This is a genomic window from Flavobacterium aerium (genome assembly GCF_030766725.1).
GTDB classification, from domain to species: Bacteria; Bacteroidota; Bacteroidia; order Flavobacteriales; family Flavobacteriaceae; genus Flavobacterium; species Flavobacterium aerium.
Map to the genome: position 1 here is coordinate 165,356 of NZ_JARQWR010000009.1, position 23,565 is coordinate 188,920.

Genomic DNA, 23,565 nt, shown 5'->3' on the forward strand with positions numbered 1-23,565 from the left:
ACGTTTTCGTTGAATATTTAACACTTAGAAGTTAAAATCATGTTAAGTTTACAATAATAAATACTAATAATTACTAATCAAACAAAAATATATATGAAACGGTTAAGCTACATTCACGGTATTATTGTGATATTGATTTTGTGTTTTATACCTGAATTTTCAAATGCACAAACGAAAGGGAGTGTATCGGGAACTATAAAAGACAATTCGGGGCTATCAGCTGCGAGTATCAATGTAACACTTCAAGGAAGCACGTTGCAAACAGCAACCGATATAGATGGGAATTTCAAAATTTTTGAAGTAGAACCTGGACAATACACAATCTCAGTCTCAGGGATAGGTTATAAAACAAAAAAACAAGCTGTCTCCGTAGTGAGTGGGCAAGATACTCGAATAGATTTGGTGGTAGAGGATGATTTATTATCGTTAGATGAAGTTGTAGTAACGGGATCTTCAAATCCAAGAACAAAAATAGAATCGAGTGTAGCTATTACTACATTGGGAATTCAGGAGATTTCCAGAATAGAACCACAAAGTGCAGCAGATGTATTAAAAGTTATTCCAGGATTTTATGTAGAAACTTCTGGAGGTGCAGTGGGAAATAACCTTTTTGCTCGAGGGATCCCATCTGTAGGAGCTTACGAATATGTGCAAATTCAAGAAGATGGATTGCCTGTTTTTGAAGACGGAGCTTTACAGTTTGCTAATGCAGATAATTTTTTCCGTTTTGATGAAACGATAGATAAAGTAGAAGCCATAAAAGGAGGTTCAGGATCTATTTTTGCTACAAATGCACCAGGAGGAATTATCAATTTGATTAGTAAAAGAGGATCAAATGATTTTAAAGGTGTGTATAAACTTTCAACAGGGATGCCAAATGGATTATTGCGTAACGATTTCAATGTTAGTGGACCATTGGTAAAAGATAAATTGTTTTTTAGTATAGGTGGTTTTTACCGTACCGATGAAGGAGTACGTGACCCAGGTTTTACAGCCAATAAAGGTGGACAAGTAAAAGCAAATCTTAGATATGAATTTGATAAAGGATATGTACAAGTTTTCTATAAAAAATTAGATGATCGAAATATATTTTACTTGGGTGTTCCCTTGACAGGAAAAGATAACCCAAAAGGAGCACCAGGGTTTAATGCGAATTATGGAACTTTAACTTCATCAAACTTTAGCAGACTGAAAGTACCACAAGTAGGAGGAGGCTATTTTGAAAGAGATTTAGAAGATGGAATTCATCCAGTAGTAGATGCTTTAGGAGCTGTTGTAAAAGTAGACATCGATGAACAATGGACGATTAAAAATTCTTTTAAAAATACTAATATAGATCAAACATATACAGCAATATTTCCAAGAGCAGATCCACAATCAGCAGCAAATTTTGCAGCAAACTATAAAGGAGATTTAGCCTTAGGAAATCCTATATATTCTTATGTTGATACAGGAGAAATTGCGAATCCAAATTTAGTAGCCGAATTAGGATACTGGGCGATTGATAAAAAGATGCAAAATTTTGTAAATAACTTCAATCTAAATTATAATAGCGAAAAAGTGAATCTTACGTTTGGATATTACTATTCAAATTGGAAATCGACACAATATTGGAACTGGAGTAATATATTGGCAGAAATTTCGGATAATCCAAGATTACTGAATCTAGTAGATGGAAATAAATTACCCACAGATACCAATTATTCTAGAACCTATAATGGTGTAAGTTCAATTTCTTGGCTAACACGAGACGGGCAAACCAAAGGAATTTTGAATGCATTTTATGCCAATGCAGAGATAAAAGCTTCGGAAAATCTAAATATTGATTTAGGAATTCGATACGATATGGATCGTTATTCAGGATATAAAAGCAATAATGAAACAGCCTCTTTAGGTATTGGGAATACATCGGCAGATGATAATGTCTCAGTAATAGGAAGTACATTCACGTACTGGAAATACGATGTAAACCGTATTTCATTTTCAGCAGCGGCCAATTATAAATTTACAGAAAATATGGCAGCCTATGTACGATTCAGTAATGGTTTTAGATCCCCAGTAGAAGAAGCTTTATATGATAATGCACCTAAGTTTGAAGGAATAAAAGAAACAGTAATCAATCAATTGGAATTTGGTTATAAGTATAATGGATCAAACTTTGCCCTTTTTGCGAATGCATTCTATATGAAATTGGATAATATTGCCTTTACGGATATTTTATTGACTGGACAGTCAGAAAATAAATTTGCTTCCGCAGATAATATCGGATTAGAGATTGAAGCAAACTATAAAATAGGGAAACTATACACCACTTTTAGAGGGACAATACAAAATCCAGAATTTAAGGATTTTTCTTCTACAGATTATAACTACTCAGGAAATACAGTGAGAAGGATACCAAAAACCTATTTTACATTGTCGCCAAGTTATGATATTACAGATAAACTAAATGCATTTGTACAATGGGGATTCTATGGAAAGAAATTTTCAGATAATGCCAATGAAGCAAAACTACCAAGCTATAGTGAATTTGACTTAGGAGCAGGATATAAAATTAAAAATGTACTTCTTGCATTTTCAGTGAAAAATGTTTTCAATGCTGTAGGTCTAACCGAAGGAAATCCAAGAGTAGCAGGGACACAAGGGGATGTGTATTATGCTCGACCTATAATGGGAACTCATGGAACATTGAGTATGACCTACAGATTTTAATCCGTAACTTTAGTAGAGCAAATGAGCTATACAAAATATAAAATATGAAAAATGTTGGAGTAAAAATTGCATTGTATCTGAACTATTTCATGTTTGCGATTTTATTAAATAGTGTAGGAATAGTGATTTTTAAATCACAGAAAAACTACGGAGTTGATGAAGTACAAGCGAGTATTCTGGAAGCCTTTAAAGACATGCCTATTGCCATTGTATCTTTTCTAATAGCCTCATTTTTGCCAAGAATAGGATATAAAAAAGCAATGCTTATTGGCTTGGCCTTAGTTACCATGGCTTGTATAGGAATGTATTTTGGAAACTCATTCAATACAGCAAAAATATTATTTGCCACAGTAGGAGTGTCATTTGCTTTAATAAAAGTCTCAGTATATTCTCTAATAGGAACTGTAACCGAAAACAAGAAAGAGCATAATGCTTTGATGAGCAGTGTAGAAGGAGTATTCATGATTGGGATAGCATTAACTTACTTTCTATTCCCTTTCTTTAATAATGAAAATGATCCCAATTCCTGGTTGAATGTATACTGGCTTCTAGCAGTGATGTCTGCCTTATCCTTTGTTTTTTTATTCTTTACCAAATTTGAAAAAAACGAAGAAATACAGAAAACGAATTTGTCCGATGATTTCTCGCAAATGTTTAAGCTCATAACAAAATTATTAATCATTGTTTTTGTGATAAGCGCTTTTCTGTTTGTGATGATTGAACAAGGAATAATGACATGGCTGCCTACCTTTAATCAAAAAGTATTACACCTTAAAGACAATATTAGTATTATGATGGCTAGTATTTTGGCTATATCATTGGCGATTGGACGAATAATTGCAGGTGTAGTGACCAAAAAAATAGACTGGATATGGGTTTTAACATTTTGTATTGTCTGTGCAATGCTAATTGTGGTTTTTGTCTTACCAAGAACAGTAGGGTTAGAAGTCAGAGAAATTAATTCCTTAGGAGATATACCTCTAATCGGTTTTGCTTTCCCAATAGTGGGATTATTTATATCACCTATTTATCCCCTATTAAATTCAGTTGTATTGAGTGCTTTGCCTAAAAACCAACACAGTGCTATGACTGGACTAATAGTTGTTTTCTCAGCACTTGGAGGGACTTTGGGATCGAGAACAATTGGTTGGCTTTTTAAGAACCAAGGTCCAGAAAATGCTTTTTATTTTACGTTAATCCCAATGACTTTACTCTTAATTGCCTTTTTTATATTAAAAAAATTAACTGCTAAAAATGAAATTTAAATTACATATACATCAAACCATTCAAAAATTATTAGCACAGGAAGATACAGATGGAGATAAAAAAATAACCATTGATGATCATGGGCCGAAACAATTTTTGTTAGAAGGAGAAAGTGGGAATTCTATCGTGATAGAAGGAACCTATTATCTATCTAATTTATTACAAGAATTAGCCTTAATGGGCAAAAGAGGATTTGAAGTAACAGAAATTGACCTGTCGACGATTATAGAAAAACCAGTAGATCGAATATCCAGAAAGATAAAAGAACTATACTGGGAGGGATTAAAGCGTACGATTGATGAAGCAGGACTAGAGAAAATTATTGAAGATGAAAAAACAAATCATCACATCTCGATTTTGTATGTATCAGCAAAAGATAAAAGAGCAATTGAATATTTTTCGAATTATCAGGAGAAAAACAATCATTTTGAAGTAAGAATCTTAGCCGAAAATATTACACCAGAATATGTATTATCTCTTAATGATAATCCCGGAATCTTAGCATTGGCATTAGAAGAAAAAGAAGGAGAGATTCAAGGTATTCCTTTTGTAGTACCTGGAGGACGATTCAACGAAATGTATGGTTGGGATAGCTACTTCATTGCATTAGGGTTAATTATAGATGAAAAAATAAAAGAAGCAAAGGATATTGCAGAAAATTTCAAATATCAGATTGACCATTATGGTAAAATATTAAATGCTAATCGTAGCTATTACTTAACCCGAACACAACCACCACTATATAGTTCATTAGTAGTTCATGTTGCCGAACGTGAAAATGATTTAACATGGATTAAGAAGCACTTGGAAACGGTTATAAAAGAATATAAAACCGTTTGGATGGAAGAAGGAAAACGATTAACAACTACAGGATTAAATCGTTATAAAGCAGAAGGTATTGGGATTCCATTTGAAGTTGAAATGGGGCATTTTGATGATATTCTGGAGGAATATGCTATAAAATATGCTATGCCATTAAATGAATTTGAAGAAGAATACCTGAAAAGAAAAATTGTAGATCCAGAATTAGATGCCTATTTCATACAGGATAGAAGTATGCGAGAAAGCGGTCATGATACTACAAATCGTTTGATAGGTGTATGTGCGGATCTAAATACAGTAGCAGTAAATTGTTTTTTATATAAATACGAAATTGATATAGCCTTTTTGATTGAGGAATATTTTAATGGAGAATTCACAATAAATTCAGAAGAAGTTTATTTAACGGCCTATTGGACAAAACAAGCAGAACAACGGAAAGAGAAAATTAATGAATTATGCTGGAATGAAGAACAAAGTATTTATTTCGATTATAATTTTCTAAAAAAAGAACAACATAAATTTGAAGCAGCGACAACTTTTTTTCCATTGTGGGCAAAAGTAGCAACAGCAGAACAAGCGGCGAAATTAGTACAAGATACATTACCAAAATTCAAAATGAAAGGCGGTATTGCTGGCTGTACAAAAACGATGGTACAGAAAGTACAATTGAATGCCCCACAAAGACAATGGGATTACCCTTTTGGATGGTCACCACACCAAATATTATTATGGGAAGGGCTACTGAATTATGGGTACAATGTTGAAGCACAGGAAATGATATACCGATGGCTTTGGCTAATAACCCGAAATGCAGTTGACTTTAACGGGACTATTCCAGAAAAATTCGACTTAGAAATTAGTTCCCATAAAATATTCGCCGAATATGGAAATGTAGGAACAAACTTCGATTACATAACCGAAGAAGGTTTTGGATGGATGAATGCATCATATCAATATGGACTTAGTTTATTAGAAGAAAAACTTCGAGAAAAGCTAAATTTACTAATAGATCCAGAAGACCTTTTTTCTACATAATACAAAAACACAGGGCTGATTTTATTTTTTGGATTGATAATTGTGTAACTTAGACAAAGCGATGCTTTAATAGAATAATTATTAACGTAAAAATAAAAGAAGATGATTAGAAAGTTACTAGATTATTTCAATTTAGAAGGTGAAGTAGAAGATTTCGATAAGATACACGCAGGAATTGAAAAAGATGTCATTTTTAGAGGAACTAATCTTTGGATTTTAGTTTTTGCAATTGTTGTAGCTTCCGTGGGATTGAATGTAAATTCGACTGCAGTAATTATCGGAGCCATGCTTATTTCACCATTAATGGGACCTATTAATGGGATGGGATATAGTGTAGCCACCTACAATTTCCCTCTTTTTCGCAAAGCATTCAAAAACTTTGCTTTTGCTGTAGTAGCCAGTTTAGTAGCATCAACCCTATATTTCACAATTAGTCCTGTATCTACGGCACATTCTGAATTATTAGCGAGAACATCTCCAACAATTTATGATGTATTAATTGCCTTGTTTGGTGGATTAGCAGGTATTTTGGCCATTAGCTGTAAACAAAAAGGAAATGTATTACCTGGTGTTGCAATTGCAACAGCATTAATGCCACCCTTATGTACTGCGGGATATGGATTAGCAACGGGGCAATATACTTTCTTCTTAGGAGCATTTTATCTATTTACAATCAACACTGTATTTATTGCAATTTCATCGGTTGTAATATCACAAATATTAAAATTTCCAATACGTACCATTGTAGATGGGAAACAGAAAAGTAAAGTCAATAAATTAATCTCATTAATTATTGTTTTAACTATAGTACCAAGTATTTATTTTGGATATGGATTAGTACAAAATGAAAAATTTTCTGCAAAAGCATTGAGTTTTACAAACAACATAAGTGTTTATGAAGGAAGTTATTTATTGAAAAATGAAGTAAATCCAAATAAAAAACAAATTACATTAGTATATGGTGGAACCCTGTTGAATGAAAAACAAAAAGAAAAAATTGCAGAGATAGCAAATGATTTTGGATTAGAAAATCCAAGCATAATTATTAAGCAAGGATTTTCTTTGAATGATAATAAAGGTGACTTAAATGAAGTAGGAAATCTAAAAGCAGAAATAAATCGAGTAAATCTAGTATTGAAAGAGAAAGAACATGCTTACGATAGTATCAAGAAAGTAAATTTGCTAGGTAAAAAACTATTAGCAGAAATTCATCCACTTTATCCAGAATTAAATTCATGCTCTTATTCTCAAACGGTAATTTTTCAACAAGATACATTACCCGCTAAAAAAACAGACATTGTTGTATTTAATTCAAAAACTAAAGTTTCGCCAGTAAATCAGCAAAAAATAAATAATTGGCTAAAAAGCAGGTTGAATTCGACAGAAGTTAAAACATATTTTGAATAATAAATTTTCAGATAAGTATGAAAATTGATACTACATCAGATTCCCCTAGCTGGAGTAAAGTATTTGATATTAGTGATGAATTGCGAGCATTAAGTAGCATTCTTGAACAGAAATACACAACAATAGATTGTGAACTTTTTGTTTGCCTACGTTGCCTTCCAAATGATATCGAACGGAAATCATTTTGTCGATATTATGCAAAAGAAAAATTGCTTACTATGGACATTACGATGAATGAAGATGAGTTTATTCCTTTTAAAAAAGATATAGACGGGCAACGTAGAATAATTGGGAATGCTTTTTTCGAGTTTTTCAAAGAGAATATTGTGAAATACAAAAAGAAATTACCAGGATTGGAACCACTTGTTGAAGAACTCATCCAAGAAGTTCAACTATGGTGTTTGAATAATAAATGGCTTATCAATTAGATTTTTCCTAATGAGATTGATGTACAAGATGTAATAGTATAGAAGGTTCACGATCTTTGGACTTCTCTCGTGCATTCACAAACTCAATGATTGCCATGAATTCTTTTTGTATCTCTTTTGGACTACCCGTTAGATTGTAGAGTTCTAAACATAAATACTCAAACTCAGTAATATGAATTGTAGTCATACCCTCGTCTGGAAATCGTAAGCTAGACAAGCAATCAATCAAAGCATCTCCATTGCGACCATAGAAGTCAGGAAAGCCAAAAAGTGCTGATAAAGTATCATGAAATTGATCCTCAGTATTGATTTTTCTGAAATCAATTTTTAATTTTTTCATGTTCATCATCTTAGTGCGTATTTGAATTTTTAAAGTATTAAATTTAATATATAATTTTCAAAGAAAATTCCGTTTCAATAATGAAAATAATATTACATAAAATAAATTATTTTTGTAGGAGAAAAGAGCCCCAAATAACTTGAAAGATTAAAATGAAAGAAATAGTACATGAATACGGAGCAACATTAGATTGGGTAATCGATTTTGCTGAAAAATTTGGAGGGTATGTTGATGGTAATTATATTCGAGTCCCTGAAGATATTGATACAGGCATTCGGTATGTATTAAATATATTGCCTGGTATTACCGCGATGTATGTCAATATACACCAGTACAAAACGATTCATTTAAAACAACGAAATACAAGACACGATTTTGTAGGTGTATACTATAATATTACTGAAGGAAACGCAGTCATGATTCTGGATGATGTTGTAAATGAAATTGGACGATGGAATTATAGTCTAGCAACAGTAGATAGTGCATTGGACAATGATTTTGTGGTGAGTAGAGGAAGCGATGTCTTTGCAATCTGTATTTTTATCCATAAAAGTTTTTTGAAAGAATTTTTTAGAAATAATAAAGACCTAGCTCATATCGTCAATATCGCATTCGATAATAAACAAAATACAATCATTCGATACGATAGAATGAGTAATGAAAGTTGGAAATTAATTCAGGATTTTAAATCAGTTCCGGCTGAAGGCGCAGAATTCGATTTGATATTCAAAGGAACCGTTTTAATGCTATTAAATGAATATCTAAATAGTATAAATGATAGACAAATAGTATTAGAAAAAGTAGCTCCAGGCGACGTTAACGCTATTATAAAAATCATTACATATTTAGTAGAACATATAGAACTACCATTTATTGGAGTGGATGAACTGGCTCAAATGGCATTCATGTCACCGTCAAAGTTCAAGAAAATATTCAAGAAAATATGCGGAAGCACTGCCCATTCTTTTTTCATGACAAGTAAACTACAATTATCAAAAGAGATTTTAGAAAAAGGAGAACACACAGTTTCAGAAGTTTCAGATCGTTTTGGTTTCTCCAGCAGTTCCGATTTTTCTAAACAATTCAAAAAACACTTTGGAATATTACCAAAAGAATACATCAATCAATTAGAATAATTATGGAAGAAAGATTGGAATTTCACCATCACTTTACATTAACACCAGAATTTCAACAGCAATTTGTTGATTTTTTTGGAGCAACCTTAATTGATAATAGAATTCTATTATTACCCGATAATATAGGAACAGGTGGGTCTTATTTCTTAGAGTTAATACCAGGAGTCTCAGTTATGCTGGTCGATATGACCTTTAAGGTACCTGTGTCTTTTCATCGAGTAGCAGAACCTGAAGGGAGTTTTTGTATTTTTCATTATGATGTAAGTGATGAATATAGCACGTTTATACTAAAAGGAAGATCACAAGAAATTGGTTTTGATTCAAAATTAGGATTGAATATTATAGATTCATCAATTGAAGGAACCTATATCCCTAAAGTTGGAGAACGAATATTTCTCTTGCGATTATTTGTGTCAAAAGACTTTCTAAAAAGTACATTTAGAGGGATCAAATCTGAAAAGATGCGCAATAGAGCCTACGATAGTAAAAAGAATACTATTCTGTTTTATGATCATATTGAAAGTAAGACCAAAGTGATGCTCTATCAATTAAAAAATAAATCCTTTCAAGAAGAAGCCTATGATTTATTATTAGCAGGAGTATCCCTCAGCGCATTGGGATATGAATTATTACGCTATAAAAATTATAAGCCTGTAGTGTCCAAGTTAACAACAGTAGATACAGAAGGGATATTAATAACGAAAGATTACCTAATTGCAAATTTAATTTTAGAATTTCCGGGAGTCGAATTTTTAGCCCAAATGGCAGGGATGTCCGTTTCAAAATATAAAATACTTTTCAAAAAAATATTTAGAGATAGTCCCAATCAATATTTTAAAAATAACAAGCTTTCTTTAGCGAATGAATTACTTAAAAAGAATAATTATAAATCAGTAAGCGAACTGGCCTATGACTTAGGTTATGGGAAACCAAGTTATTTTGCTTCCCTTTATAAAAAACAATTTGGTGTTTCTCCAAGTGATATATTGAGCAATGATAAAGAAGATATAAAAATATAATATATCCTCTAGAAATTTTATAAACCTAGTTTTTCTATAATAAATATGGAAAATCTAGGTTTTTTTATGCCCATAAACCACTTATATAAAAATATCAATTGAAATAGAATTTATATATATATGCCTGTTTAATACTTAATATAGCTTCAATTTGAGTTATTAAACCCTATTATGATGTTTTTTTGTCTTTTTGTGGGTGTTGTCGATACACCATCAAAATATCTTTGCACCATACAAATTAATAGTATTGATTTACGTATTAATCGGTAGAGAGTAGGGATTAATTGTGGCTCCTAGTGGGATGGGAGTCACAATTGCCATTCTACAAAAATCAGAAGAGATAGAATTACAACAAGTGATTCATAAAAGCATATTTTGTCCTATTGTATAGTTTTAATGCCTTCTAGATATAATTTTTCTCTTTCGGTTTGTAGAAATTTGCACTAATGAAATTGTACCGTTTTAATAGTTTGATTAACACAGAAATATATACCTGAATAAACTAAGAACGATAGTAGATAACTAGAATGCTTAGTAAAAGGAGTGTTTATTTGATAAAAGAAAAATGATATGGAATTAGAAGTATTAAAAGTTGAAGTTTGCGAGTTGATTGTATTTGGAGTAATATCCGATTCTTCTAATGAAGAAGTATTGTCTAATGCTATGGTTACTGTTTATAATAGTAATAAAGTGATTGTTTCAAGAGAAATTACTGATGGATCTGGAGGTTACTTATTTAAAGTACCTTTAATAGATAACTATCGCGTTGTTTGCAAAAAACAAGGCTTTAAAAAACAAGAATTTTCTATCTCAGGTTTAGATCAAAATAGAAATCAAATTAATCAATTGAATATCAATTTTGAAAAAGAACACGAAAGTGATACTGTTGAGAAAAAGAGAAAACAATTATTGAAAACCAATAAATACTATGAATTAGTTTAAACCTAAAACTGATTTAATTTAAAATATGAATGAATGATTTTTATAAACGTATTATAAAGACCCTTTTTGCCCCAAGCATTTGTCATTCAAAATAACCGCCTAGACCATACTAAGGCGGTTTTTTTATAAAAATTAAAATAGCAGAACAATCAATGGAATCTTTAGTAGTTCTTAAATTAAACTTGCTAATCCAATTCATCTAAAATACTTACTTCGACCAGTGTTTCTCCTTTAATAAGGAGTAAAACCATTCTAAAATGACCATTGTAAATAATAATAAGAAGAAAAAAGATTTTATAATTCGGAAGAAATACAGCTTAAATAGCAGTTTTTTTGAATAAACAGTTTTTTTAAAGCTTTTTAATTCTTAAATTTTTAAAAGGCATGGAAAGGATTAAGAAGAATGCATTTTTTTTAAAAGAAAAGCATTAAATCTTTCTCAATTACATTCAACCCTGTACCTTTGCATGTCCAGAATAATTCAATATATATGAATAAACAAAGTAAAAGACGCGAAGCGCTATTATATCACGCAAAACCCACTCCGGGTAAAATTCAAGTAGTTCCAACTAAAAAATATGCAACACAAAGAGATTTGTCATTAGCCTATTCTCCAGGTGTAGCAGAACCTTGTTTAGAAATTGCAAAAGACATTAATAATGTATATAAATATACAGCAAAAGGAAATCTAGTTGCCGTTATTACAAACGGTACAGCAGTATTAGGTTTAGGAGATATAGGTCCTGAAGCTTCAAAGCCAGTAATGGAAGGAAAAGGCCTTTTATTTAAGATTTTTGCTGATATTGATGTTTTTGATATTGAAGTAGATGCACGCGACATTGATAAATTTGTTGAAACAGTAAAAGCAATTGCGCCAACCTTTGGTGGAATTAACTTAGAAGATATAAAAGCACCAGAATCTTTTGAAATAGAAAGAAGACTAGTAGAGGAATTAAATATTCCTGTAATGCATGATGATCAACACGGAACAGCAATAATCTCTTCAGCAGCTCTATTAAATGCCTTGGAATTGGCAGGGAAAAAGATTGAAGACGTGAAAATTGTTGTGTCAGGAGCAGGATCTGCAGCATTAGCTTGTGCAAACCTTTATGTGTTGCTTGGTGTTCAAGTGGAAAATATCATCATGTTTGATAAAGATGGTGTTTTAGCGAACTCAAGAGAAGACCTATCTCCATTACAAAGAAAATACGCGAAAGACTTAAAAGCAATTAGTCTTGCAGATGCCCTAGTTGGATCCGATGTATTCCTAGGATTATCAGCAGGAAATATATTATCCCCAGAAATGTTGCTTACAATGGCAAACGATCCAATCGTTTTTGCCATGGCAAACCCATTACCAGAAATCGATTACGATCTAGCCGTAGCAACACGATTAGATATTATCATGGCTACAGGAAGATCAGATCATCCTAACCAAGTGAATAATGTTCTAGGATTTCCTTATATTTTTAGAGGAGCACTTGATGTAAGAGCTACAAAAATTAATGAAGAGATGAAAATGGCTGCTGTAAAAGCATTAGCTTCATTAGCCAAAGAATCAGTTCCAGAACAAGTGAATATCGCTTATGGAGAAACGAAATTAATCTTTGGACGTGATTATATCATTCCAAAGCCATTTGATCCAAGATTAATTACTGTAGTGGCTCCAGCAGTTGCAAAAGCAGCAATTGAATCAGGTGTAGCATTACACCCTATCCAAGATTGGGATAAATATGGAGAAGAATTATTAGATCGTTTAGGGAATGATAATAAAATGGTTAGATTGTTAACGAACCGTGCCAAAACAAATCCAAAACGAGTAATTTTTGCAGAAGCAGATCATTTAGATGTATTAAAAGCAGCTCAAATTGTTTTAGAAGATGGAATTGGTTTCCCAATATTGTTAGGAAACAGAGAAATCATTTTAGAGCTGAAAGAAGAGTTAGGTTTTGATGCCGAAGTGCCAATTATTGATCCAAAAATTAAAGAAGAAGACGAGAGAAGAAATCGTTATGCACAAATTTACTGGGAATCAAGACAACGCAGAGGAATTACGTTATTAGATGCTCAAAAGTGGATGCGTGAACGCAACTATTTTGCAGCGATGATGGTGAATGAAGGAGAAGCAGATGCTTTGGTAACTGGTTATTCTAGAAGTTATCCATCTGTAGTGAAACCAATGATGCAACTAATTGGAAAAGCACCTGGTATTTCAAGAATTGCAACAGCAAACTTGATGATGACTCAACGTGGTCCAATGTTCTTATCAGATACAGCCATTAATCCAAACCCTACAGCAGACGATTTAGCAAAAATTGCTTTAATGACTGCAAAAACAGTGAAGATGTTTGGTATGGAACCGGTAATTGCAATGGTTTCGTATTCTAATTTTGGTTCTTCACCAAATGAAGGAGCAACGAAAGTTAGAGAAGCCGTTTCTTACTTACATAAATATTACCCAGAATTAATCATTGATGGTGAAGTACAAAGTGATTTTGCACTAAATCCAGAACTATTGAAAGATAAATTCCCATTCTCTAAATTAGCAGGAAAGAAAGTAAATACACTGATTTTCCCTAATCTAGAATCAGCAAATATCACGTATAAAATGCTGAAAGAATTGAATAAAGTAGATTCAATCGGGCCAATCATGTTAGGGATGAATAAACCCGTTCATATTTTCCAATTGGGAGCAAGTGTTGAAGAAATGGTAAACATGGCGGCAGTCGCTGTTGTGGATGCACAAGAAAAAGACAAACGAAATAAGCGCTAAAACATTAACTTATTTTATATACTAATTAACAAAATATTTAGTTTATAACGGTATTAAACTGTTTTGATTAAAGTTTTTTGTTACTTTTGGGATTAAGATAATGATATAATGATAGCACATATACAAGGTAAACTGGTAGAAAAAACACCCACCGAAGTCGTAATTGACTGCGGTGGTGTTGGTTACCATATTAATATCTCACTACATACCTATACTTTACTACCTGAGGTAGATAATATTAAATTATTCACATACCTCCAGATTAAAGAAGATTCGCATACTCTTTTTGGCTTTGTGGAAAAGTCTGAAAGAGAAATATTTAAATTGTTATTATCGGTTTCTGGCATTGGTGCCAATATCGCTAGAACAATGTTATCCTCAATTCCCCCGAAACAAATTATACACGCCATTGCAACAGGAGATGTTGCTACAATTCAATCCATTAAAGGAATTGGGAGTAAAACAGCGCAACGAGTTATTCTAGACTTAAAAGATAAAGTCTTGAAAGTGTATGATTTGGACGAAATTTCGATTTCTCAAGATAATAAGAAAAATAAAGACGAGGCATTGTCAGCACTGGAAGTATTAGGATTCCAGAGAAAAGCAGCTGAAAAGGTCGTTGAAAAAATCGTCCAACAAGATGCAAGCGCAAGTGTTGAAACTATTATTAAACAAGCATTAAAAAATTTATAATCTTTGGAAAAGTTTTATTTAATTGATAGTAAAAACATTAGGAGACTAAGTGTTTTTTTTCTTGTTCTTTTTTTTAATATCGGTGGTCTTCAAGCTCAAGAAGATGAAGAGGTTAAAGATACAATTAAACCAGGTTTTGATGTAGGTAAAGTAACATTAGGTAACCCGCCAAGTATTTTGGAGGCTTATACATACGATCCGGTAACAGATCGTTATATCTACACCTATACTTTTGAAGGATTTAATATTAATTACCCGATTATTCTTACACCAAAAGAATACGAAGAATTAGTATTAAGAGAATCTATGAGAAAATATTTCCGACAAAAATCGGATGCCATAGATGGGAAAAAAGAAGGTAGTGATAAAGATAAAAAAGACTTATTACCAAGATATTACGTTAATTCAGGATTTTTCGAATCCATATTTGGAGGAAATACAATTGATGTAAAACCTACCGGTTCCGTCGAAATGGATATTGGTATGCGTCATACCAAACAAGACAATCCATCCTTCTCGCCACGTAACAGAAAAACAACAACCTTTGATTTCGATCAGAGAATCAGTTTGAGTTTAATGGGGCAAGTGGGAACACGTTTAAAAGTAAATGCAAACTATGATACTGAATCTACATTTGCATTCCAAAACTTAATTAAATTAGAATACACACCGACAGAAGACGATATCCTTCAAAAAATTGAAGTGGGTAACGTGAGTTTGCCATTGAACAGTTCTCTTATTAGAGGAGCACAAAGTTTATTTGGGGTAAAAGCACAATTCCAGTTTGGTAAAACAACAATTACAGGGATTTTCTCAGAACAGAAATCACAAACCAAAACAGTTACAGCACAAGGTGGCGGAACAATTCAACAATTCGAATTATTTGGTTTAGACTATGATGCCGATCGTCATTTCTTTTTATCACAATACTTTAGAAATCAATATGATTTTGCTTTAAGAAGCTACCCATTTATTGACAGTAGAGTTCAGATTACAAGAATGGAGGTTTGGGTTACCAATAGACAAAACCGTGTAAGCACCAATGATAATAACCTTCGTAATATTATAGCATTACAAGATTTAGGTGAATCACAATTAACCTATTTACCCAATGGTGGTCAAGTGCCAAACACACAAGTAGTAGCATTAGATCCAGTTCCTGCTGGTTTCTTCGTGAATCCATCACCGAACATACCGTCAAATAATAAGAATAACAAATACGATCCAGGATTAATTACAACTGGTGGAGGTTTGTTAAATAACGCAATTCGTGAAATTGCAACAGCAGGTTCAGGTTTTACAGGAGTTACTCCAAGCGAAGGAACAGATTACTCCAAGTTGGAAAATGCTAGAAAATTAGCAACAAATGAATATACCTACCATCCACAATTAGGATATATTTCCCTAAACCAACGATTGTCAAATGATGAGGTTTTAGCGGTAGCTTACCAATATACTATCGGAGGAGAAGTGTATCAGGTAGGGGAATTTGGTACAGATGGAGTAGATGCAACAAACGTTGGGAATCCGAATCCAGTTACAGGACAACAACCGATTACGACACAAAGTTTGATCTTGAAAATGTTGAAGAGTAATCTAACCAGTGTGAATAAACCAGTTTGGAATTTGATGATGAAAAACGTTTATCAAATACCGGGAGCTTTTCAACTGGAAAAAGAAGACTTTAAATTTAATATCTTATATACAGATCCATCACCATTAAATTATATTTCGGCAGTACCGGGAAGTATTATACCACCGAGTGTTGCTGCAACAACATTCAATACGCCATTATTAAAAGTAATGAATGTAGATCGATTGAACTTTACAAATGACCCTCAAGAAGGAGGAGATGGTTTCTTCGATTTTATTCCAGGATTAACAGTCGATCAACAAAATGGACGAATCATCTTTACAACTGTAGAGCCTTTTGGTAGCCATTTGTTTAAAAAACTTTCAGCAAATAACTCGGAAAATTATGATGCACCAAGTAGTTATAACCCTGATCAAAACAAGTACGTGTTTAGAAGCATGTATAGAAGTACACAAGCAGGAGCATTACAAGACAGTCAGAAGAATAAATTCCAATTAAAAGGTAAATTCAAATCAACAAGCGGCGATGGAATTCCTATTGGAGCATTCAATGTACCACAAGGATCTGTTATTGTAACCGCAGGAGGTAGAGTGTTGTTAGAAGGAGTAGATTATACTGTAAACTATCAGTTAGGTAGAGTTCAGATTTTGGATCCATCATTACAAGCATCAGGTATTCCAATTGAAATTTCAGTAGAAAACAACTCTGTGTTTGGACAACAAACGAGAAGATTTGCCGGAGTAAATATTGAACATAAATTTTCAGATAAATTCTTAGTAGGAGCAACATTCCTTAAGATGACTGAAAGACCATTCACACAAAAATCAAATTACGGACAAGAATCAGTAAATAATACGATTTTCGGATTCAATACAAACTTCTCTACAGAGGTGCCGTTCTTAACAAGATTAGTGAATAAATTACCAAATATTGATACCGATGTACCATCAAATTTCTCTTTCAGAGGAGAGATCGCTTACCTAAAACCAGGTACACCAAAAGCAGATAAATTTGAAGGAGAATCTACGATTTATGTAGATGACTTTGAAGGATCACAAACAACAATTGACATGCGTTCTCCATTTGCTTGGAGTTTAGCGAGTGCACCAGTTGGATTTGGTGGCGAGATTGAAAATGGAAATTTAGATTATGGATTCAAAAGAGCGAAACTATCATGGTATACAATTGATCCTACATTCTATACAGGACAAAGACCATCGGGAATTTCAAACAATGATATCTCATTCAATAGAACCAGAAGAATATACAGTGAAGAGTTATATCCTGTTACAGATATTGCTGCAGGACAATCAACAGTAGTTTCAACACTAGATTTAACATACTATCCTGCAGAAAGAGGACCTTACAACTTTAATCCACTAGCAAATGGTGGAAATACATTACCCAATCCAGCCAACAACTGGGGTGGTATTATGCGTGCCGTAAACTCAACAAACTTTGAGCAAGCAAACGTAGAATACATTCAGTTTTGGGTATTAGATCCATATTTTGGAAATGCAAGTGACACTCCAAATCCATTAAATACAGGTAAAATTGTATTCAACTTAGGAGAAATTTCTGAAGATGTATTGAAAGACGGAAGAAAATTCTATGAAAATGGATTGCCAGTAGCAGGAGGAAACCAAAACGTTGTTACAACAGTTTGGGGTAAAGTACCGGTTTCACAATCATTAATTTATGCCTTTGATACAAATGAGGCCAATAGAACAGTTCAGGATTTAGGTTTAAACGGTCTAAACGATGCTGAAGAAAGAGCTTTATTTCCAGCATTCGCATCACTGGATGATCCAGCAGCAGATAATTATGAGTATTTCTTGAATGCTCAAGGAAATATTATCGAACGCTATAAACGCTACAATGGATTACAAGGGAATTCACCTGTAAACGTTACAAACAATAATAGAGGATATACAACATTACCAGATGTAGAAGATATCAACCGTGATAATACGATGAATACAATCAATGCGTATTATAAATTTAGTGTTGACATTACTCCAACAATGGGAATTGGACAACAATACGTATCCGACGTTAGAGTGACTTCGGTAAGCTTGCCAAATGGAACAACAACTGATGCGCGCTGGGTACAGTTCAAAATTCCAATTTTAGAGGCAACAGATGCCAACCGTGAAGGTGGAATTTCAGATTTCAGATCAATCCGTTTCATGAGAATGTTTATGACAGGATTTACAGATGAAACTACATTGCGTTTTGGGTCTTTGGATTTAGTAAGAGGAGAATGGAGAAGATATACGAATACATTACAACCATTAGATCCAGTGGTAGAAGATGATGATACAGGATTTGATGTATTGGCTGTGAATATTCAAGAGAATGGAAACAGAAGCCCAATAAAATATGTTACACCTCCGGGAGTTGTGAGAGAACAATTGTATAATAACAATACAATTATCAATCAAAATGAGCAATCATTATCTTTAAGAGTATATAAAAAATCACCAGCATCACCAGGATTAGGTGGTTTGGAACCAGAAGATTCAAGAGCAGTATTTAAAAATGTAAGTGTGGATATGCGTCAGTATAAAAAACTGAAAATGTTTTTACACGCTGAATCTTTACCATTAATGTCGCCAAACAGACCAAATGGAGAAACAAATCCATTATTAAACAATCAGATGATAGCATTCATCCGATTTGGTAATGACTTTACAGAAAACTTCTATCAAGTAGAGATTCCGTTAAAGGTAACAGCAGAAGGTGCTGCAATTCCAGAAGATATCTGGCCATTGGAGAATGAAATGGATTTATCACTGTCTTTATTAACACAATTAAAGATTTTGGCGATGAATCACGATTATCAACCGGGTGAGATTTTCTATAAAAATGAGGACGAATTAGATCCATCTGCGGCAAACAAACCAAACAAATTAAAAATCGGGGTAAGGGGTAATCCTAACTTTGGATATGTAAGAACGATTATGGTTGGTTTGAAAAACAACTATACCAATGATATTCGTGGAGAAGTATGGTTCAATGAGCTACGACTTTCAGATATGGACAATAAAGGAGGTATGGCAGCAGTGGCGAGTATTGATGCAAACTTAGCCGATTTTGCAACGATTTCTGCAACAGGTAGAATGAGTACTATTGGTTTTGGATCATTAGAACAAAGCCCGAATGAAAGAAGCCGTGAAGATGCAAAACAATACGATATTGTAACAAATATGAATTTAGGTAAGTTATTGCCTAAAAAGTGGGGTGTTAATTTACCATTCAACTATGCTGTTGGAGAGCAAATTATTACACCAGAATACGATCCATTCAACCAAGATATTAAATTGAAACAATTGATTGATGTAACAACAGATCAAGCGGAAAAAGACAATTTAAGAGATAGAGCGATAGATTATACGAAAAGAAAAAGTATCAACTTTATTGGGGTAAAGAAAGAAAGAGGAGCAGAGCAAAAGCAAAGAGTATATGATCCTGAGAATTTAACGCTTTCCTATTCTTTCAATCAGACAGAACACCATGATTACGAAATTGAAGAAATGTTAGATCAACAAGTACGTACAGCAGTTGATTATAACTTCAATTTCCAACCAAAAGTTGTGGAGCCATTCAAGAAAACGAAATTCATGAAGAAAAGTAGTTATTGGAAGCTTTTAAGTGATTTCAATTTCAATTATTTGCCTACTAATATTACATTCAGCTCAAATATTGTAAGACAATACAATATGCAGAAATTCAGACAAGTTGATGTAGAAGGTATTGGTCTAGATCCATTGTACAGAAGAAACTATATGTTTAATTATCAATATGGATTCAACTACAACTTAACCAAAGCGCTACGTTTCAGCTATACTGCATCAACAAGTAATATTGTAAGAAGTTATTTAGATGAAAATAGAAGACCAGTAGATAGTTATACAATCTGGGATGATTATTGGAATATTGGAGATCCAAATCAACACATGCAACAATTGGTAGTAAACTATGATTTACCAATTAATAAATTGCCAATGTTTAGTTTTGTGAAATCTACTTATTCATATACATCAGATTATAACTGGCAACGTTCATCAGATGCATTGTCAAGATTTGATGATGGAAACGGTACAGTATACAACTTAGGTAACACAATCCAGAATGCAAATTCACACCGATTGAATACCACGTTGAATATGGATTCCTTCTATAAGTATATTGGATTAACTAAATCTCCTAAGAAAGCAGGAGCGCGTAATTTAGATACAAAAGCAGCAACACAACCAGCGCCAGGACAAAAAATCACAAAAGATAAAATACAACCAGTTCGTGAAGGCAGTGTATTTATGGATGGATTAATTGGTGTTTTGACAAGTGTGAAGAATATTCAGATTAACTATACGCAGAATAACGGTACAGTGTTGCCAGGGTACTTACCAAGTATTGGATTCTTAGGGTCTTCAAGGCCAAGTATTGGATTTATATTAGGTAGCCAAGATGATGTGCGTTATAATGCAGCTCGTAACGGATGGTTGACAAACTATCCTGACTTTAATCAGAACTTTACACAAGTATCAACCAAGATGTTGAATCTAACTGCTGCAATCGATTTGTTTCCTGATTTCAAAATTGATTTGAATGCAGATCGTACACACACGAGTAACTATTCTGAGCAATACGATATCACGAATGGTGAATACAATTCAAGATCACCATACAGTTATGGAAACTTCTCAATCTCGACTGTAATGATTAAAACGTCATTCGGTAAGAGCGATGATATTTCGTCAGCAGCATTTGATGATTTTAGAAGTAATAGAATTACGGTTGCAAATCGTTTAGCGACGAGTTATTATGGTACGTCTAACTTCCCAACAGGGACAGATGGATTTCCAGTAGGATTTGGTAAGAACAGCCAAGCGGTATTATTACCATCGTTCTTAGCAGCCTATACAGGAGCCGACGCTTCAGGAGTTTCATTAGGTGCATTTAGAAATGTCCCAATTCCAAACTGGAGTATTAAGTATACAGGATTAATGCGTTATAAATTCTTTAAAGATAAATTCAAACGTTTCTCTTTACAGCACAATTATAGAGCATCTTATACGATTAACTCATTCCGTTCAAACTTAGATTACGATCGTAATCCAGGTGGAGTAGATGCAGGAGGAAATTTCTTTAATAAAATGGTTATTTCGAATATCAACTTAGTAGAACAATTCAATCCATTAATCAGAGTAGATTTTGAAATGAAAAACTCATTCAAAGTATTAGCGGAGATGAAAAAAGATAGAGCATTATCAATGAGTTTTGATAATAATTTATTGACTGAGGTAAAAGGAATTGAATATGTATTAGGACTTGGATACCGTTTCAAAGATGTGGTAATCAATTCAAGATTAGCAGACAATCCGACCAATACAATTAAGAGTGATATCAACTTAAGAGGAGATATCTCTTGGAGGAATAACGAAACGATTGTACGATATTTAGATTATGACAATAATCAATTAGCAGGAGGACAGAATATCTGGTCTGTGAAATTAACAGCAGATTATTCATTTAGTAAAAATCTAACCGCTATTTTCTATTATGACCATTCATTCTCTAAAGCTGTGATATCTACATCATTCCCATTAACAAATATTAGAGCAGGATTCACGCTTCGATATAACTTTGGAAATTAATGTAAAAACATTTTAAAAATATCTAAGGATACTATACATTTGCTAAAAAACAAAACACAATGAATATACCAGCCAATTTAAAGTACACAAAAGACCACGAGTGGGTTAGCATTGAAGGCGAAATTGCAACAATCGGTATTACTGATTTTGCACAAAAAGAATTAGGAGACATCGTTTATGTAGAAGTTGAAACGTTGGATCAAACATTAGATAAAGACGAAGTTTTCGGAACAGTTGAAGCTGTAAAAACAGTTTCAGATTTGTTTTTACCATTGTCTGGTGAAATCATTGAATTCAATGAAGATTTAGAAAGTACACCTGAAACAGTAAACTCTGATCCTTATGGAGCAGGATGGATGGTTAAAATAAAAATTTCTGATGCATCAGAAATTGAAGGGTTAATGTCTAGTGACGCATACAAAGAATTGATTGGGGCCTAAAAACATATTTTTTGGATTAGCCCTGTTTTGGACGATTTTCATTACCTTATTAAGCCTAATGCGTTTTAGTGAGGTTCCGAAGATAGAGGTCGAAAACGTTGATAAATACGTTCATTTTATCTTTTATTTCGGATTTACAATGTTGTGGTATTTAGGATTATCAACTAAATTTAATACTGTAAAGAAAGAAAAGATTGCCGCGATAGCGCTAGGAATAGCTGTTGTATACGGTATTATGATTGAAGTAATTCAAGGAATGTTTACAGTGTCTAGAAACGCAGATGTTTATGATGCAATAGCAAATACATGCGGAAGTATATTCGCTATTCTTGTTTTAGGTATTTATTACAAATTAAAAAAGAAGTAATAAGAACAAGGTGAAATTTCATTCAAGTTCAAAAGTTTTTATAAATAAAGATCCCGCTTCGGTGGGATTTTTTTATTTTTATACTATGGATATTAAACAATTTTTAGATTCTACCTATTTGAAAACAGCGGAGCAAGCAAAGTTGAGCGAAGCTGAGAATAGAGCGGTAGTGAAGCGTTTTGTAGAAGAAGCAATTGAAGAGCAGTTCAAATTGATTATGATTCGACCTGATATGGCTGAAATGTCTAAGAATATGATTCTTTCGGCAAGTTCAAAAGTTCTGGTTGGAACTGTGATTGATTTTCCTTTGGGGCAATCAACATTGGAGAGTAAATTGGAAGAAGCGGCACAAGCAGTTCGCAATGGAGCAGATGAATTGGATTTTGTGGTGAACTATGAAGCTTTTAAAGAAGGTGAAATTGATAAGGTTAAAACGGAAGTTTTAGAATGTACTCGTTTTGGATTGTCAAAACAAAAAGTGGTAAAATGGATTATTGAGGTAGCCGCATTAGAGCCACATCAGATTGTACAGTTGTCCGTTTTGATTAAAAATATAGTGATTACGAATTTTAAAGAAGATTGTTATGCTTCTGTTTTTGTAAAATCATCAACCGGATTTTATGAAACAAAAGATAATTTGCCAAATGGAGCAACCGTGCCGGCAATATTGCTAATGCTCGAAAATGCGTTTCCATTACCTGTTAAAGCAGCAGGAGGAGTACGTAATTATGAAGAAGCAGAAGTCATGATTCGATTAGGAGTCAAGAGAATAGGGACATCCGCTGCGAAAGCTATTGCGAGTGGACAAATCGCATCAGAAGGATATTAAAATTTATGATATTTTAGAGAAAAAGCCTGTTTTGTTTTTCATAAGAAAAGTAAAACAGGCTTTTTTAATGGAATGCGTATTTTTTAATTTAATAAAGTTTAA

Annotated in this window: 15 protein-coding genes; 14 read left to right on the forward strand and 1 reads right to left on the reverse strand. The window is 33.1% G+C overall.

Going from position 1 to position 23,565, the window contains the following annotated elements:
• Positions 1 to 93: 93 nt before the first annotated feature.
• The 5 genes from P6733_RS13465 to P6733_RS13485 all read left to right on the forward strand — a co-directional run bounded on the left by P6733_RS13465 (position 94) and on the right by P6733_RS13485 (position 7,670).
• Positions 94 to 2,712, forward strand: coding sequence for a TonB-dependent receptor (locus P6733_RS13465; RefSeq protein ID WP_306353425.1), 2,619 nt, complete (start codon positions 94 to 96; stop codon positions 2,710 to 2,712).
• A 44-nt stretch (positions 2,713 to 2,756) separates the two neighbouring features.
• On the forward strand, positions 2,757 to 3,977 hold the full coding sequence (locus tag P6733_RS13470; RefSeq protein WP_306353426.1) for an MFS transporter: 1,221 nt from the start codon (positions 2,757 to 2,759) through the stop codon (positions 3,975 to 3,977).
• Positions 3,967 to 5,835: a trehalase family glycosidase gene (locus P6733_RS13475; protein WP_306353427.1), complete on the forward strand. Its 1,869-nt coding sequence runs from the start codon at positions 3,967 to 3,969 to the stop codon at positions 5,833 to 5,835. The genes P6733_RS13470 and P6733_RS13475 overlap by 11 nt, the downstream gene beginning before the upstream one ends.
• A gap of 102 nt (positions 5,836 to 5,937) precedes the next feature.
• The gene (locus P6733_RS13480) at positions 5,938 to 7,242 is read left to right on the forward strand and encodes a DUF389 domain-containing protein (protein WP_306353428.1); all 1,305 of its coding nucleotides are present in this window, start codon (positions 5,938 to 5,940) and stop codon (positions 7,240 to 7,242) included.
• A gap of 17 nt (positions 7,243 to 7,259) precedes the next feature.
• Positions 7,260 to 7,670, forward strand: coding sequence for a hypothetical protein (locus P6733_RS13485; RefSeq protein WP_306353429.1), 411 nt, complete (start codon positions 7,260 to 7,262; stop codon positions 7,668 to 7,670).
• Positions 7,671 to 7,677: 7 nt separating this feature from the next.
• On the opposite strand, the gene P6733_RS13490 is transcribed toward P6733_RS13485, so the two are convergent.
• The gene (locus tag P6733_RS13490; protein ID WP_306353430.1) at positions 7,678 to 8,010 is read right to left on the reverse strand and encodes a barstar family protein; all 333 of its coding nucleotides are present in this window, start codon (positions 8,008 to 8,010) and stop codon (positions 7,678 to 7,680) included.
• Positions 8,011 to 8,162: 152 nt separating this feature from the next.
• Between P6733_RS13490 and P6733_RS13495 the strand changes: the two genes are divergently transcribed.
• The 9 genes from P6733_RS13495 to deoC all read left to right on the forward strand — a co-directional run bounded on the left by P6733_RS13495 (position 8,163) and on the right by deoC (position 23,463).
• On the forward strand, positions 8,163 to 9,146 hold the full coding sequence (locus tag P6733_RS13495) for a helix-turn-helix domain-containing protein (RefSeq protein WP_306353431.1): 984 nt from the start codon (positions 8,163 to 8,165) through the stop codon (positions 9,144 to 9,146).
• A 2-nt stretch (positions 9,147 to 9,148) separates the two neighbouring features.
• Positions 9,149 to 10,165 (forward strand): helix-turn-helix domain-containing protein, encoded by a 1,017-nt coding sequence (locus tag P6733_RS13500; RefSeq protein ID WP_306353432.1) that lies wholly within the window; start codon positions 9,149 to 9,151, stop codon positions 10,163 to 10,165.
• 570 nt (positions 10,166 to 10,735) lie between these two features.
• A complete protein-coding gene (locus tag P6733_RS13505) occupies positions 10,736 to 11,107 on the forward strand; it encodes a carboxypeptidase-like regulatory domain-containing protein (protein WP_306353433.1) in 372 nt (123 codons plus the stop codon).
• A 490-nt stretch (positions 11,108 to 11,597) separates the two neighbouring features.
• Positions 11,598 to 13,880, forward strand: a complete 2,283-nt coding sequence (locus P6733_RS13510) for an NADP-dependent malic enzyme (RefSeq protein WP_306353435.1) — start codon at positions 11,598 to 11,600, stop codon at positions 13,878 to 13,880.
• Positions 13,881 to 13,988: 108 nt separating this feature from the next.
• Entirely contained in the window at positions 13,989 to 14,573 is a 585-nt protein-coding gene (gene ruvA / locus P6733_RS13515) for a Holliday junction branch migration protein RuvA (RefSeq protein ID WP_306353436.1), read from the forward strand.
• A gap of 36 nt (positions 14,574 to 14,609) precedes the next feature.
• Complete coding sequence (gene sov / locus P6733_RS13520) at positions 14,610 to 21,827, forward strand: T9SS outer membrane translocon Sov/SprA (RefSeq protein ID WP_306353471.1); 7,218 nt, start codon at positions 14,610 to 14,612, stop codon at positions 21,825 to 21,827.
• A gap of 59 nt (positions 21,828 to 21,886) precedes the next feature.
• Positions 21,887 to 22,267 (forward strand): glycine cleavage system protein GcvH, encoded by a 381-nt coding sequence (gcvH, locus tag P6733_RS13525; protein WP_306353437.1) that lies wholly within the window; start codon positions 21,887 to 21,889, stop codon positions 22,265 to 22,267.
• Complete coding sequence (locus P6733_RS13530; protein WP_306353438.1) at positions 22,257 to 22,634, forward strand: VanZ family protein; 378 nt, start codon at positions 22,257 to 22,259, stop codon at positions 22,632 to 22,634. Before gcvH ends, P6733_RS13530 begins: the two co-directional genes overlap by 11 nt.
• A gap of 85 nt (positions 22,635 to 22,719) precedes the next feature.
• On the forward strand, positions 22,720 to 23,463 hold the full coding sequence (gene deoC / locus P6733_RS13535; RefSeq protein WP_306353439.1) for a deoxyribose-phosphate aldolase: 744 nt from the start codon (positions 22,720 to 22,722) through the stop codon (positions 23,461 to 23,463).
• The last annotated feature ends 102 nt before the right edge of the window (positions 23,464 to 23,565 follow it).